Source organism: Enterobacter sp. A103 (assembly GCF_034427535.1).
Classification (GTDB): domain Bacteria; phylum Pseudomonadota; class Gammaproteobacteria; order Enterobacterales; family Enterobacteriaceae; genus Enterobacter; species Enterobacter asburiae_B.
In genome coordinates this window covers 112,222-125,691 of the sequence record NZ_JAXQPQ010000005.1, presented here as the reverse complement: position 1 = coordinate 125,691, position 13,470 = coordinate 112,222, and the positions used below count along the sequence as shown (strand labels likewise).

Annotated in this window: 15 protein-coding genes; 5 read left to right on the top strand and 10 right to left on the bottom strand. The window is 56.2% G+C overall.

The genetic code is table 11. The features are described from left to right. Positions 1-7: 7 nt before the first annotated feature. A complete protein-coding gene (locus tag SPH27_RS15280) occupies positions 8-652 on the bottom strand; it encodes an NAD(P)H-binding protein (RefSeq protein ID WP_182071514.1) in 645 nt (214 codons plus the stop codon). Positions 653-780: 128 nt separating this feature from the next. On the opposite strand from SPH27_RS15280, the gene SPH27_RS15275 reads away from it, so the two are divergent. Then, positions 781-1,299, top strand: a complete 519-nt coding sequence (locus SPH27_RS15275) for a type 1 glutamine amidotransferase domain-containing protein (RefSeq protein WP_322435702.1) — start codon at positions 781-783, stop codon at positions 1,297-1,299. Here the strand turns inward: SPH27_RS15275 and SPH27_RS15270 are convergent. After that, positions 1,279-1,713: a YhbP family protein gene (locus tag SPH27_RS15270; protein WP_048974680.1), complete on the bottom strand. Its 435-nt coding sequence runs from the start codon at positions 1,711-1,713 to the stop codon at positions 1,279-1,281. The two genes, SPH27_RS15275 and SPH27_RS15270, sit on opposite strands and share 21 nt — an antisense overlap. Before the next feature lie 14 nt (positions 1,714-1,727). On the opposite strand from SPH27_RS15270, the gene SPH27_RS15265 reads away from it, so the two are divergent. Then, positions 1,728-2,057 (top strand): GIY-YIG nuclease family protein, encoded by a 330-nt coding sequence (locus SPH27_RS15265; protein WP_023309323.1) that lies wholly within the window; start codon positions 1,728-1,730, stop codon positions 2,055-2,057. On the opposite strand, the gene SPH27_RS15260 is transcribed toward SPH27_RS15265, so the two are convergent. Beyond that, positions 2,044-2,547, bottom strand: a complete 504-nt coding sequence (locus SPH27_RS15260; RefSeq protein WP_023309324.1) for a GNAT family N-acetyltransferase — start codon at positions 2,545-2,547, stop codon at positions 2,044-2,046. The genes SPH27_RS15265 and SPH27_RS15260 overlap by 14 nt on opposite strands. Continuing rightward, complete coding sequence (ubiT, locus tag SPH27_RS15255; protein WP_182071513.1) at positions 2,541-3,065, bottom strand: ubiquinone anaerobic biosynthesis accessory factor UbiT; 525 nt, start codon at positions 3,063-3,065, stop codon at positions 2,541-2,543. The genes SPH27_RS15260 and ubiT overlap by 7 nt, the downstream gene beginning before the upstream one ends. Positions 3,066-3,276: 211 nt before the next feature. Between ubiT and ubiU the strand changes: the two genes are divergently transcribed. The 3 genes from ubiU to SPH27_RS15240 all read left to right on the top strand — a co-directional run bounded on the left by ubiU (position 3,277) and on the right by SPH27_RS15240 (position 6,244). Further along, entirely contained in the window at positions 3,277-4,272 is a 996-nt protein-coding gene (gene ubiU / locus SPH27_RS15250; protein WP_023309326.1) for a ubiquinone anaerobic biosynthesis protein UbiU, read from the top strand. 7 nt (positions 4,273-4,279) lie between these two features. After that, positions 4,280-5,158, top strand: a complete 879-nt coding sequence (locus SPH27_RS15245; RefSeq protein ID WP_182071512.1) for a U32 family peptidase — start codon at positions 4,280-4,282, stop codon at positions 5,156-5,158. A gap of 78 nt (positions 5,159-5,236) precedes the next feature. After that, the gene (locus SPH27_RS15240) at positions 5,237-6,244 is read left to right on the top strand and encodes a luciferase-like monooxygenase (RefSeq protein WP_047060267.1); all 1,008 of its coding nucleotides are present in this window, start codon (positions 5,237-5,239) and stop codon (positions 6,242-6,244) included. A gap of 62 nt (positions 6,245-6,306) precedes the next feature. On the opposite strand, the gene mtr is transcribed toward SPH27_RS15240, so the two are convergent. The 6 genes from mtr to rpsO all read right to left on the bottom strand — a co-directional run bounded on the left by mtr (position 6,307) and on the right by rpsO (position 13,416). Beyond that, entirely contained in the window at positions 6,307-7,551 is a 1,245-nt protein-coding gene (gene mtr, locus SPH27_RS15235; protein ID WP_048974688.1) for a tryptophan permease, read from the bottom strand. Between the two features lie 142 nt (positions 7,552-7,693). Further along, entirely contained in the window at positions 7,694-9,592 is a 1,899-nt protein-coding gene (locus SPH27_RS15230) for a DEAD/DEAH family ATP-dependent RNA helicase (protein WP_039260432.1), read from the bottom strand. Further along, entirely contained in the window at positions 9,585-9,665 is an 81-nt protein-coding gene (gene yrbN, locus SPH27_RS15225) for a protein YrbN (RefSeq protein WP_097397692.1), read from the bottom strand. The genes SPH27_RS15230 and yrbN overlap by 8 nt, the downstream gene beginning before the upstream one ends. A 107-nt stretch (positions 9,666-9,772) precedes the next feature. Beyond that, the gene (gene nlpI / locus SPH27_RS15220) at positions 9,773-10,657 is read right to left on the bottom strand and encodes a lipoprotein NlpI (protein ID WP_023309331.1); all 885 of its coding nucleotides are present in this window, start codon (positions 10,655-10,657) and stop codon (positions 9,773-9,775) included. 108 nt (positions 10,658-10,765) lie between these two features. Beyond that, on the bottom strand, positions 10,766-12,904 hold the full coding sequence (pnp, locus tag SPH27_RS15215; protein ID WP_024906369.1) for a polyribonucleotide nucleotidyltransferase: 2,139 nt from the start codon (positions 12,902-12,904) through the stop codon (positions 10,766-10,768). A 242-nt stretch (positions 12,905-13,146) separates the two neighbouring features. After that, positions 13,147-13,416: a 30S ribosomal protein S15 gene (rpsO, locus tag SPH27_RS15210; protein ID WP_003861789.1), complete on the bottom strand. Its 270-nt coding sequence runs from the start codon at positions 13,414-13,416 to the stop codon at positions 13,147-13,149. Between the last annotated feature and the right edge of the window lie 54 nt (positions 13,417-13,470).

The following is a 13,470-nucleotide window of genomic DNA, read 5'->3' as shown; positions in this document are numbered from 1 at the left end:
GGGGAGTTTACGCCTCGCCCTGCGCGATTTCACGCAGTTTTGCCGAAGGGATAATGTTTACGCCCGCTTTCGACGGGGCCAGCCCCTCTTTTAACATCGCGCGCGCGACGTCCCGCGCCTCGATGGATTTCCAGTTGCCGGGAAGAATGCGAAACAGCGGGGCAAATATCGACTCGTTAAACCGGCGTTCGTCCCGGTGGCCGATCAGCATCGAAGGGCGCACTATCGTCAGATGTTCCCATTTCTGCGCTATCAGCGCATCCTCCATCTTGCCCTTCACCTTGTTGTAGAAGAAAGGCGATCCGGCACTGGCGCCCAGGGCGCTGACCACCAGAAAATGTTTGGCGCCCAGCTTTTTCGCCGTGAGTGCGGTATCCACCACCAGCGTATAGTCGGCGTGGATAAAGGCCTCTTTGCTGCCCGCCTCCCGCCGCGTGGTGCCCAGACAGCAAAAGGCGATATCAATGGGATCCTGCACCTGCGCCAGCGCGTCGGTCAGCTGAGGATCGTGCGGATTAAAGACGCCGGATAAGTCCGCCAGCGGTCGACGCGTCGGGGCGGCGATATAGTTCACGCGGCGATCCTGAATCAGCAGCCGCAGCAGATGATCGCCCACTAACCCGGTAGCACCCGTAATCAATACCTGACTCATCTTTTCCCCTTTACAGAATTGTCCGTTTGCGAACTCAGCGTCGTCGACCACACTTAGAAGTCTGTTACAGGTAAGTATTTACCACAAGCGGAGAAAAATCAGTCTGAAGCCAAAACAACGGAGGAAGCATGGGCAAGAAAATCGCAGTCTTGATTACCGACGAGTTTGAAGATTCAGAATTCACCTCTCCAGCAGAGGCGTTCCGCAAGGCGGGACATGAGGTCATCACCATTGAGAAAGAGGCGGGCAAAACGGTGACAGGCCATAAGGGCGAAGCGACCGTGACCATCGATGAGACCATCGATAACGTTAGCCCTTCAGATTTCGACGCTCTGCTGTTACCCGGCGGCCATTCCCCGGATTCCCTGCGCGGGGACGAGCGCTTCGTGACCTTCACGCGGGATTTTGTCTCGACCGGCAAACCGGTCTTTGCCATTTGCCACGGCCCGCAGCTGCTCATCAGCGCAGAAGTGGTCCGCGGGCGAAAGCTTACCGCCGTGAAACCGATCGTTATCGATCTGAAAAACGCGGGGGCCGAGTTTTACGATCAGGAGATGGTCAACGACAAAGACCAGCTGATCACCAGTCGTACCCCGGACGATCTCCCGGCGTTTAACCGCGAAGCGCTACGCCTCCTCGGCGCGTAACCAGTGCAGCTTCTTGCCAAAGCCCAGGGTGTTGTCGGTAAATTTCAGCTCATCGAGGCGGATTTCCCACACCGGGGCTTTTAGCGCAGCGGCAACGGGAAAGCGGCGCGTGTAGAGCTTACGGCGCGCGTCGCTCTCTTCACCATCCAGACGACGGATCTCCCCTTTAAACTGCACGCCGCGGATCAGCGCGACCGTTTTCGGCTGGCCGTTTACCGTGCCTGCCACCTTTGCCTGCTGGCCGGTCATCTGCGCATGACGCGTTTTGTCTTCACTCATGACATAAAAAGCCACGCGCTCAGGGTCATAGTAGTAAAACGCATTTGCGCACCACATCTCACCCTCGTCACAGACGCACCAGGTGACAACATGCTGCTTCGCCAGCCAGCGGTTAATGGCGGCCAGTGTTTCCATTTTCGTTCTCTCTCATGCTATGGTGCGTTCACCTTAACATACTGAATCCGTTTACCGTGTGCTGGTTTCTCTATCTTGTCCGAACCGCTGATAACGCCCTCTACACCGGGATCACCACCGATGTGGCGCGGCGTTTTTTACAACATCAAACGGGAAAAGGGGCAAAGGCGCTGCGGGGGAAAGGGGAATTACAGCTCGCCTTCTCAGCGGCGGTCGGCGACCGTTCGCTGGCGCTCAGGCTGGAATACCGCATCAAGCAGCTGACGAAGCGCCAGAAAGAGCGCCTCGTGACCGGAGACGGCTCCTTTGAGGCGCTGCGCGAGAGCCTGATTAAAAGCGATTGAAATGGTCGTGATACTCGACCAGGCCATTGACGCCGTTGAGCGCATCGTCCGCCAGGCGATGGACCTGGAAAGCGGATTCCGTACCCGGCCAGCGGCAGCGCAGATCGTAATGCGCGGCCTGCTCAAAGCCTAAACGGCCATAGAACGCAGGATCGCCCAGCGTGACAACGGCCGCGTAACCGAACTCATTGAGCGAATCCAGCCCTTCATAGACCAGCTGACGCGCCAGACCCTGCCCGCGATAGCTTTCATCTACCGCCAGCGGCGCCATGCCTACCCACTGCAGCTCTTCGCCCTGAACGATGACCGGACTGAAGGCAACATAGCCCACCACCTGACCTTCGTCATCGGTGGCAACCAGCCCCAGCGTAATCAGGCCGTCTTCGCGAAGGTCGTGGACCAGTTGGGCTTCGGCATCGCTCGCAAAGGCGCGGCGTAACAACGCATCGATCCCCGGCGCATCAATCCCAATTTCGACTCGAATCAGCATGGCTCACCTACTGAAGTGTGTTTACCGTCCGGCGGGGTTTTCAGCCCGGCCTCAACGAAATCTGCCATTTGCATTAACATCACGCGCAGCGCTTTTGGCATCTGCTCCAGCTCAATGGCATCCATTAAATTCTTCACGTACAGGCCCAGCTCCGTGTCGCCTTCAATCACCAGACGGCGCTGGAAGAAGAGCGTATCCGGATCCTGCTTGCGCGCGGCGATCATCAGCAGATCGCTGGCGTTGGCGCTAAAGCTCACATCCGCGTCGGCGGATTCGCGTACGATCAGCTGGTCATTCTCAACGGAGGTAAACCAGCGCAGCCCGATGTCGCGCACCTCAATGCTTAACCAGCGGCCTTCCAGGAACTCCAGCTCGCCGTCCTGCAGCGCCTGGCGGAACTGCCAGCTCAGGACCTGCTCAAGCACCTGGCGTTTAAGCGAGAACGGCGCCAGCTTGACCGGCACGCTCAGCATTGATGGACCAAATTGTACGAGACGTGAACGCAGTTTATCCAGCACGAGCTTTACTCCCTGATATCTATAGTCCTGCTATTTTGCCATATCCGAAGCGCAACATAGCGGCGTAAATCAACAAACCGTCGTCAGCCGTACCTCATTATTGGTGTCATCAATACGCCATTAGCTGCCTTAAATCAAAAATTGTCGCGTATGGGTTAATTAAAATCCCAGCTCGTTAACAATTTTGCGATCGACTACATCAGGATAAATTATGGAGCTGCTCTGCCCTGCCGGAAATCTTCCGGCGCTTAAGGCGGCCATCGAAAATGGGGCCGATGCGGTCTATATCGGGCTGAAAGATGACACCAACGCCCGCCATTTTGCTGGCCTCAACTTTACGGAGAAAAAGCTTCAGGAAGCCGTTAACTTCGTTCACCAGCACCGCCGCAAGCTGCATATCGCCATCAATACCTTTGCTCATCCTGACGGCTACGCCCGCTGGCAGCGCGCGGTGGATATGGCAGCACAGCTGGGTGCCGATGCGCTGATCCTGGCCGACCTCGCCATGCTTGAGTATGCGGCAGAACGCTATCCCCATATTGAGCGCCACGTCTCTGTTCAGGCATCTGCCACCAACGAAGAGGCGGTGCGTTTTTATCATCAACACTTTGACGTGGCCCGCGTGGTGCTGCCGCGCGTGCTCTCTATTCATCAGGTTAAGCAACTCGCGCGCGTCACGCCAGTACCGCTGGAAGTTTTTGCCTTTGGCAGCCTGTGCATCATGGCCGAAGGCCGCTGCTATCTTTCCTCTTATTTAACCGGAGAATCGCCGAATACCGTCGGGGCCTGCTCTCCTGCCCGCTTTGTTCGCTGGCAGCAGACCCCTCAGGGCCTGGAATCTCGCCTGAATGAGGTGCTGATTGACCGCTACCAGGACGGTGAAAACGCCGGTTATCCCACCCTGTGTAAAGGCCGCTATCTGGTCGACGGCGAGCGCTATCACGCGCTGGAAGAGCCGACCAGCCTCAACACGCTGGAGCTGCTGCCGGAACTGCTGGCGGCCAATATTGCCTCGGTGAAAATTGAAGGACGTCAGCGCAGCCCGGCCTATGTGAGCCAGGTAGCGAAAGTGTGGCGTCAGGCCATCGACCGCTGCATGGCGGACCCGCAGAACTACGCACCACAGCAGGCCTGGATGGAAACGCTTGGTTCGATGTCCGAAGGCACGCAAACCACGCTTGGCGCGTATCACCGTAAATGGCAGTGAGAAAATCATGAAATATTCATTAGGACCGGTGCTCTACTACTGGCCAAAAGAGACGCTGGAAGATTTTTACCAACAGGCCGCGACCAGCAGCGCCGACGTGATTTACCTCGGCGAAGCGGTGTGCAGCAAGCGCCGCTCCACCAAAGTGGGCGACTGGCTGGATATGGCGAAAGGCCTGGCCGGCAGCGGCAAACAGGTGGTGCTCTCCACGCTCGCGCTGGTGCAGGCGTCTTCCGAACTGGGCGAGCTGAAGCGCTACGTTGAAAACGGTGAGTTCCTGCTGGAAGCGAGCGATCTGGGCGTGGTGAACATGTGCGCTGAACGCAGGCTGCCGTTCGTCGCGGGTCATGCCCTGAACTGCTACAACGCCGTCACCCTGCGCCTGCTGCTCAAACAGGGAATGACGCGCTGGTGCATGCCGGTGGAACTCTCCCGCGACTGGCTGGCAAACCTGCTTAACCAGTGCGACGAGCTGGGCATTCGCAATCAGTTTGAAGTGGAAGTGCTGAGCTACGGCCATCTGCCGCTGGCCTACTCCGCCCGCTGCTTCACCGCGCGCTCGGAAGACCGCCCAAAAGACGAATGCGAAACCTGCTGCATCAAGTACCCGAACGGACGCAGCATGCTGTCGCAGGAGAATCAGCAGGTGTTTGTCCTCAACGGTATTCAAACCATGAGCGGCTATGTCTATAACCTAGGCAACGAGCTGGCGTCGATGGACGGGCTGGTGGATATGGTTCGGCTGTCGCCGCTGGATACCGGCGTGTTCGCGATGCTGGACGCCTTCCGCGCCAATGAAAACGGCGCCGCGCTGCTGCCGCTGACGGCAAACAGCGACTGCAACGGCTACTGGAGACGGCTCGCCGGGCTGGAGCTGCAGGCGTAAAAAAGGCTCACTTTGTTAACAACGGTTATCATTATTTAATGCAGTATTAAAGATTCACCGTCGACAAAGTGAGCTGTTATGACTGACAAAACCATTCCGTTTTCGGTGCTGGATCTGGCGCCGATCCCTCAGGGCTCCTCGGCAAGAGAAGCCTTTTCGCACTCTCTGGATCTGGCTCAGCTGGCCGAGAAGCGTGGCTATCACCGCTACTGGCTGGCCGAACACCACAACATGGTGGGCATCGCCAGCGCCGCGACCTCGGTACTGATTGGCTATCTGGCAGCAAATACCACCACCCTGCACCTGGGCTCCGGTGGCGTAATGCTGCCGAACCACGCCCCGCTGGTGATTGCCGAGCAGTTTGGCACCCTGAATACCCTCTATCCTGGGCGTATTGATTTGGGTCTTGGTCGTGCGCCCGGCAGCGACCAGCCGACCATGCGCGCCCTGCGCCGCCATATGAGCGGCGATATCGACAACTTCCCGCGCGACGTGGCCGAGCTGGTGGACTGGTTCGACGCGCGCGATCCGAACCCGCACGTACGCCCGGTACCGGGCTACGGTGAGAAGATCCCGGTGTGGCTGTTAGGCTCAAGCCTCTACAGCGCACAGCTCGCCGCACAGCTGGGGCTGCCGTTTGCCTTCGCCTCGCACTTCGCGCCGGATATGCTGCATCAGGCGCTGCATCTTTACCGCACGAACTTTAAACCGTCCGAGCGTCTTGAGAAGCCGTACGCGATGGTGTGTATCAACATCATTGCCGCCGACAGCAATCGCGACGCGGAATTCCTGTTCACCTCAATGCAGCAGGCGTTTGTGAAGCTGCGCCGCGGTGAGACGGGCCAGCTTCCGCCGCCGGTGGAGAATATGCATCAGCTGTGGTCCGCCTCCGAGCAGTATGGCGTGCAGCAGGCGCTGAGCATGTCGCTGGTAGGCGATAAATCGAAAGTGCGCCACGGGCTGGACGCGGTGCTGCGCGAAACGCAGGCGGATGAGATTATGGTTAACGGCCAGATTTTCGATCACCAGGCGCGTTTGCATTCGTTTGAACTGGCGATGCAGGTGAAAGAGGAACTGGTGGGGTAGTTTTTTGCTTTTCTCCCTCTCCCTATGGGAGAGGGCCGGCGTGAGGGGTTCAACTCCTCGTCTTACTGATAAACGGGCAACAGGTTAAAACTCGACAGCACGTGTACCAGTGCGTTACCAACGCCGAATACCAGAATCAGCGCAATCATCGGCTTACCGCCCCAGACGCGGAATTTCGGGCTGCCGAAGCGTTTACGTGATTTGCGCGCCAGCAGCGCCGGCACAATCGCCGCCCAGATAGTTGCCGCCAGCCCTGCATAGCCGATGGCGTACAGGAAGCCGTTCGGCCACAGCAGGCCACCCACAATCGGCGGCAGGAAGGTCAGCAGCGCGGTTTTTAAACGCCCCATCGCAGAATCATCAAAGCCGAACAGATCCGCCAGATAGTCAAACAGGCCCAGCGTCACGCCCAGGAAAGAGCTCGCCACCGCAAAGTTAGAGAAGATAACCAGCAGCAGATCCAGACTGCGGCTGTTCAGCACGCCGCTCAGCGCCTGCACCAGCACGTCGATGTTACCGCCCTTCTGGGCAATGCCGATAAATTCCGGACGCGGGATGTTGCCCATCGTCCCCAGCAGCCAAATCACATACAGACCCAGCGCCAGCAGCGTGCCGTAGACCAGACACTTCACAATGGTGCGGGGATCTTTGCCGTAGTACTTCATCAGGCTCGGCACGTTACCGTGGTAACCGAACGACGCCAGACAGAACGGCAGCGTCATCAGCAGGTACGGCGTGTAGGAGGTGTTCACTTCGGCGACGTTAAACAGCGTGGCGGGCGTCACGTGCCCCAGCAGGCTGCCGAAGGTCAGGAAGAAAGTGATGACCTTCGCGCCTAATACGATCGCCGTCATGCGGCTCACCGCTTTGGTACTCATCCAGACGATAAACGCCACAGCCAGCGCAAAACACAGCCCTGCCAGACGCGCCGGAACGTTCATCGACATCTCCGAGAAGGTATGGTGCAGAATCGAGCCGCTCGCTGAAATGTACGCGTAGGTCAGGATATAGAGCACAAACGCGATGGACAGGCCGTTCACCAGGTTCCAGCCTTTGCCCAGCAGATCTTTGGTGATGGTGTCGAAGCTGGAGCCAATGCGGTAGTTCAGGTTTGCTTCAAGGATCATCAGCCCGGAATGGAGCATGCAGAACCAGGTAAAGACCAGCGCCGCCAGCGACCAGAAGAACCACGCACCGGACATGACCACTGGCAGGGAAAACATCCCGGCACCAATGATGGTTCCGCCGATGATCACCACGCCGCCAAGCAGCGAAGGTGACGTTTGGGTGGTGGTTAGTGTCGCCATACAGCCTTTTCTCCAGTCAATCATGCGGTTCTGCATTTTAATGTGACGCACTGTACCAGTACAAGAGTACAAAAGGAATAAAAAAAGCCCCGATAGCGTGTATCGGGGCTGTATATTTTACTTTACGTCAGTTGCGTAAGGCTTACGCGTCACGGCGACGGCTGGTGCCTTCATCACGACGTGGGCCGCGGTTTTCGCGACGCTCGCCGGAGAAACGACGACCTTCACCACCGCGACCTTCGCTGCGGCCGCCTTCACGACGCTCGCCACCGAAGCTGCGACCACCGCCACGACGTTCGCCACCGCGGTCAGGACGTGGCTGTGCATCGCCCATCAGCTGCATGTTCATCGGCTTGTTCAGGATGCGGGTACGCGTAAAGTGCTGCAGCACTTCGCCCGGCATGCCTTTTGGCAGCTCGATGGTAGAGTGGGATGCGAACAGCTTGATGTTACCAATGTAACGGCTGCTGATGTCGCCTTCGTTAGCGATCGCGCCAACGATGTGACGAACTTCAACGCCATCATCACGGCCCACTTCAATGCGGTACAGTTCCATATCACCCGCGTCGCGACGTTCACGACGTGGACGATCTTCACCACCACGCTCTGGACGGTCACCACGTGGGCCACGGTCATTGCGGTCATTACGGTCGCCACGACGTTCGAAGCGATCGTCACGATCACGGAATTCACGCTTAGGACGCATCGGCGCATCTGGTGGCACGATCAGGCTACGTTCGCCCTGAGCCATTTTCAGCAGTGCTGCAGCCAGGGTTTCCATGTCCAGCTCTTCGCCTTCAGCAACAGGCTGAATCTGCGACAGCAGCGCACGGTACTGGTCCAGATCGCTGCTTTCCAGCTGCTGCTGTACTTTCGCGGCGAATTTTTCCAGGCGGCGTTTGCCCAGCAGATCTGCATTTGGCAGGTCAGCTTCTGGAATGGTCAGCTTCATGGTGCGTTCAATGTTACGCAGCAGACGACGCTCGCGGTTCTCAACGAACAGCAGCGCACGACCCGCACGACCCGCACGACCGGTACGGCCGATACGGTGAACGTAAGACTCGGAATCCATCGGGATGTCGTAGTTTACAACCAGGCTGATACGTTCAACGTCCAGACCACGTGCTGCCACGTCGGTTGCAATCAGGATATCCAGACGACCGTCTTTCAGACGCTCCAGAGTCTGCTCACGCAGGGCCTGGTTCATGTCGCCGTTCAGCGCTGCGCTGTTGTAGCCGCTACGCTCCAGGGCTTCAGCCACTTCCAGGGTCGCGTTTTTGGTACGCACGAAGATAATCGCCGCATCAAAATCTTCCGCTTCCAGGAAACGTACCAGCGCTTCGTTTTTGCGCATGCCGTACACAGACCAGTAGCTCTGGCTGATGTCCGGGCGAGTGGTTACGCTGGACTGAATACGCACTTCCTGAGGATCTTTCATGAAGCGCTTGGTGATACGACGAATCGCTTCTGGCATGGTGGCAGAGAACAGCGCGGTCTGATGACCGTCCGGGATCTGCGCCATGATGGTTTCGACGTCTTCGATGAAGCCCATACGCAGCATTTCATCTGCTTCATCCAGTACCAGGCCGCTCAGTTTAGAGAGGTCCAGAGTACCGCGCTTCAGGTGATCCAACAGACGGCCCGGCGTACCGACAACAATCTGTGGGCCCTGGCGCAGGGCGCGTAACTGCACGTCATAACGCTGGCCGCCGTACAGGGCTACCACGTTTACGCCGCGCATATGTTTAGAGAATTCCGTCATGGCTTCTGCAACCTGAACAGCCAGTTCACGGGTTGGAGCCAGGACGAGGATCTGCGGTGCACGCAGGTCCGGATCAATGTTGTTCAGCAGCGGCAGCGAGAATGCTGCAGTTTTACCGCTACCAGTCTGGGCCATGCCCAGCACGTCACGACCAGAAAGCAGGTGTGGGATACACTCAGCCTGGATCGGAGATGGTTTTTCGTAACCCAGATCGTTAAGGGCTTCAAGGATAGGAGCCTTCAGGCCCAGATCTGCAAAAGTGGTTTCGAATTCAGCCATGTAGTACAAGTGCCTCGATATTAATGGCGGCCAGTCTACTTAGCTCATCGTGAAAATGATTAGCAATTTTCATTGAAAAGTGTGAACCGGCTCAAAGTAGGTGTATTGACGAACAACAACGCCCTCACCAGTTAAGGTGATGGCAATCAAAAGATTACGGGCTGATGTTTATGTCGTCAGCTATTGCTGGTCCGATTCTGCCAGGTCGTCATGCTCCTGGCCCAAGAGCGATAATTCCAACAATGCATAACGGTGCTCAACGAAGTTGTGTACGTTGTTAGCAACCGCTAATTTGAACAGTGCCGTAGCGCTGTCCATATCCCCCAGACTTAGGTAGTACTTACCTAAATAGAAGTTGGTTTCACTGAGATGCTCAGCGAGCGAGGTGTTATCCGTTGCGTCCGCCTTGAGACGTTCCATCAGCGTTGCTTCGCTAATGTTGCCCAGGTAGAACTCGACAATGTTCCATCCCCACTGTTCCTTGTCCGATTTATCGAAGCGCTGTTTTAGTGCCTCTTTTGCCTGCTTCTCATCGAGCTTCCGCTCAACGATGTAAAGCCACAGGCTACGGAAAGGATCATTAGGATCGTCTTGATAAAACGCCAGCAGATCATCTTGCGCTAACTTATCACGACCGCCGTAATACAATGCGATACCGCGATTCAAGTGCGCGTAGTTGTAAGTTGGATCAAGCTCAAGTACAGAATCAAACGCTTCATAGGCAGCATCAAAATTGCCTGCCTGCGTTAAATAAATGCCTAAGTAATTGAATACTTCAGGCATATCAGGTCGGATAGCCAGCGCTTGTGAAAAATCATTTCGCGCCAATGCCCTCAGACCGAGACTATCATACAACACTCCGCGCTCATATAAAAGCTGTGCGCGTTCTTCATCGGTTAAAGCCCGACTGGCAAGTATTTGTTCCATGCGTGCCAGAATCACTTCCTGCTGCAAAGTCGGTTGCAATGGCACTGCGAGGACTTCGCTCTTACGCCAGGCAGAGTTGCTGCATCCTGCCAGCGTTAAAGCTGTCGCAACGAAACACCAGCGCAAAAAAGGCTTCATTTCCCACTCCCGAAGACAACTATTGGATGAACGTCCTGTCCCCCGGCGGCTTAACAAGGCGTCCTGCCTGATAATAGGCCCTCCGCAAAGCGGAGGGCAAATGGCAACTTACTCGCCTTGCTGTTCTGCTGCCTGTGCTTCTGGCGCAGCAGCTGGCTGAGACTGCTCGGTTGCTTCTTTAATGCTCAGACGGATACGGCCCTGGCGATCAACTTCCAGAACTTTCACCGGTACTTCCTGACCCATCTGCAGGTAATCGGTCACTTTCTCAACGCGCTTGTCAGCGATCTGAGAGATGTGAACCAGACCTTCTTTACCGCCACCGATGGCAACGAACGCGCCAAAGTCAACGATACGGGTCACTTTACCTGCGTAGACGCGGCCCACTTCGATCTCTGCCGTGATTTCTTCGATGCGACGGATCGCGAATTTCGCTTTCTCGCCGTCGGTTGCTGCGATCTTCACAGTACCGTCATCTTCGATTTCGATCGTGGTGCCAGTCTCTTCGGTCAGCGCACGGATTACGGAACCGCCCTTACCGATAACATCTTTGATCTTGTCTGGGTTGATCTTGATGGTGTGGATACGTGGAGCGAATTGAGAAATGTCGCCACGCGGCGCGTTAATCGCCTGTTCCATCACGCCCAGGATGTGCAGACGCGCACCTTTAGCCTGGTTCAGAGCAACCTGCATGATCTCTTTGGTGATACCTTCAATTTTGATATCCATCTGCAGCGCAGAGATACCTTCGCGGGAACCCGCTACTTTGAAGTCCATATCGCCCAGGTGGTCTTCGTCACCCAGAATGTCAGACAGAACAACGAAGTTGTCGCCTTCTTTCACCAGGCCCATTGCGATACCCGCAACGGCGGCTTTGATCGGCACGCCTGCATCCATCAGCGCCAGAGAAGCACCACACACGGAAGCCATGGAAGAAGAACCGTTGGATTCGGTGATCTCAGAAACCACACGAACGGTGTACGGGAACTTGTCAGCTTCTGGCATTACTGCCAGCACGCCGCGCTTCGCCAGACGACCGTGACCAATTTCACGACGCTTCGGCGAGCCAACCATACCGGTTTCGCCTACGGAGTACGGAGGGAAGTTGTAGTGGAACAGGAAGCTGTCAGTGCGCTCGCCCATCAGTTCGTCGATGATCTGTGCGTCACGTGCAGTACCCAGGGTCGCGGTTACCAGCGCCTGCGTTTCGCCACGGGTGAACAGCGCGGAACCATGAGTACGTGGCAGAACGCCAGTACGCACATCCAGACCACGGATCATGTCTTTTTCGCGGCCATCGATACGCGGCTCGCCTGCCAGTACACGGCTACGAACAACGTTTTTCTCGATTGCGTGCAGGATGTCGCTCAGTTCGTTAGCGTCCAGCGTTTCGTCTTCAGCAACCAGCGTCGCAATAGTTTCAGACTTGATCACGTCAACCTGAGCGTAACGCTCCTGTTTGTCAGTGATGCGGTATGCATCGCTCAGACGAGATTCTGCCAGAGCTGCAACGCGTGCGTTCAGCGCATCGTTTGCTGCTTCTGGCTGCCAGTCCCAACGTGGTTTACCGGCTTCTTTCACCAGGTCGTTGATGTTCTGGATAACGATCTGCTGCTGGTCGTGGCCAAATACCACAGCGCCCAGCATCTGGTCTTCGCTCAGCAGTTCAGCTTCGGATTCAACCATCAGCACAGCCGCTTCAGTACCCGCAACAACCAGGTCCAGCTTACTTTCTTTCAGCTCTTCCTGGGTTGGGTTCAGTACGTACTGGTCGTTGATGTAGCCAACGCGCGCGGCACCGATTGGGCCATTAAATGGAATACCAGACAGTGACAGGGCAGCGGATGCGCCGATCATGGCAACGATGTCCGGGTTAACCTGTGGGTTAACGGAAACAACGGTCGCGATAACCTGTACTTCGTTAACGAAGCCTTCCGGGAACAGCGGACGAACCGGGCGGTCAATCAGACGCGCAATCAGGGTTTCGCCTTCGCTTGGACGGCCTTCACGACGGAAGAAACCACCCGGGATTTTACCGGCAGCGTAGGTACGCTCCTGGTAGTTAACGGTCAGCGGGAAGAAGTCCTGACCTGGTTTAGCTTTTTTCTGGCCAACAACGGTAACGAATACCGCAGTGTCATCCATGCTTACCATAACGGCAGCAGTAGCCTGACGTGCCATCATGCCGGTTTCCAGCGTGACGGTATGTTGACCATACTGGAATTTACGAACGATCGGATTCAGCAAAGTTCTGTCCTTTCTTAAATGTTTGACAGCACACCACCGGTGTGCTGTCGATTTAACCCGACCTTCTTCGCATCCTCGCGACTAATGACAACCAACACCCCCATGGGTGAAGCCTCTCATTAGCCGCGCGAACCTCTGCAATGAAGATCATTTATAGCAACAATACAATAGTTTCCAGTGAATTGCTGCCGTCTGGTTGAAAAAAGGGGCCATCAGGCCCCCTTTTCTGAAACTCGCAAGAATTAGCGACGCAGACCCAGACGCTCGATCAGCGCGGTGTAGCGTGCAACATCTTTACGTTTCAGGTAGTCGAGCAGTTTACGACGCTGAGAAACCATACGCAGCAGACCACGACGGCTGTGGTGATCTTTTTTGTGCTCTGCAAAGTGACCCTGCAGGTGGTTAATCTGTGCAGTCAGCAGTGCAACCTGAACTTCGGTAGAACCGCTGTCGTTAGTACCACGACCAAACTCAGAAACGATTTTAGCTTTAGCTTCAACGCTTAGAGACATTTTCAAACTCCAAAGTATAAAGAATGTAAGGATGCCGATCTCTAATTCAGCAAT

Excerpts from the sequence above, each read along its gene's own strand:
- SPH27_RS15280 (WP_182071514.1), bottom strand. The coding sequence starts at position 652 with ATGAGTCAGGTATTGATTACGGGTGCTACCGGGTTAGTGGGCGATCAT.
- SPH27_RS15275 (WP_322435702.1), top strand. The coding sequence starts at position 781 with ATGGGCAAGAAAATCGCAGTCTTGATTACCGACGAGTTTGAAGATTCA.
- SPH27_RS15270 (WP_048974680.1), bottom strand. The coding sequence starts at position 1,713 with ATGGAAACACTGGCCGCCATTAACCGCTGGCTGGCGAAGCAGCATGTT.
- SPH27_RS15265 (WP_023309323.1), top strand. The coding sequence starts at position 1,728 with ATGCTATGGTGCGTTCACCTTAACATACTGAATCCGTTTACCGTGTGC.
- SPH27_RS15260 (WP_023309324.1), bottom strand. The coding sequence starts at position 2,547 with ATGCTGATTCGAGTCGAAATTGGGATTGATGCGCCGGGGATCGATGCG.
- ubiU (WP_023309326.1), top strand. The coding sequence starts at position 3,277 with ATGGAGCTGCTCTGCCCTGCCGGAAATCTTCCGGCGCTTAAGGCGGCC.
- SPH27_RS15245 (WP_182071512.1), top strand. The coding sequence starts at position 4,280 with ATGAAATATTCATTAGGACCGGTGCTCTACTACTGGCCAAAAGAGACG.
- SPH27_RS15240 (WP_047060267.1), top strand. The coding sequence starts at position 5,237 with ATGACTGACAAAACCATTCCGTTTTCGGTGCTGGATCTGGCGCCGATC.
- mtr (WP_048974688.1), bottom strand. The coding sequence starts at position 7,551 with ATGGCGACACTAACCACCACCCAAACGTCACCTTCGCTGCTTGGCGGC.
- SPH27_RS15230 (WP_039260432.1), bottom strand. The coding sequence starts at position 9,592 with ATGGCTGAATTCGAAACCACTTTTGCAGATCTGGGCCTGAAGGCTCCT.
- yrbN (WP_097397692.1), bottom strand. The coding sequence starts at position 9,665 with ATGAAAATTGCTAATCATTTTCACGATGAGCTAAGTAGACTGGCCGCC.
- nlpI (WP_023309331.1), bottom strand. The coding sequence starts at position 10,657 with ATGAAGCCTTTTTTGCGCTGGTGTTTCGTTGCGACAGCTTTAACGCTG.
- rpsO (WP_003861789.1), bottom strand. The coding sequence starts at position 13,416 with ATGTCTCTAAGCGTTGAAGCTAAAGCTAAAATCGTTTCTGAGTTTGGT.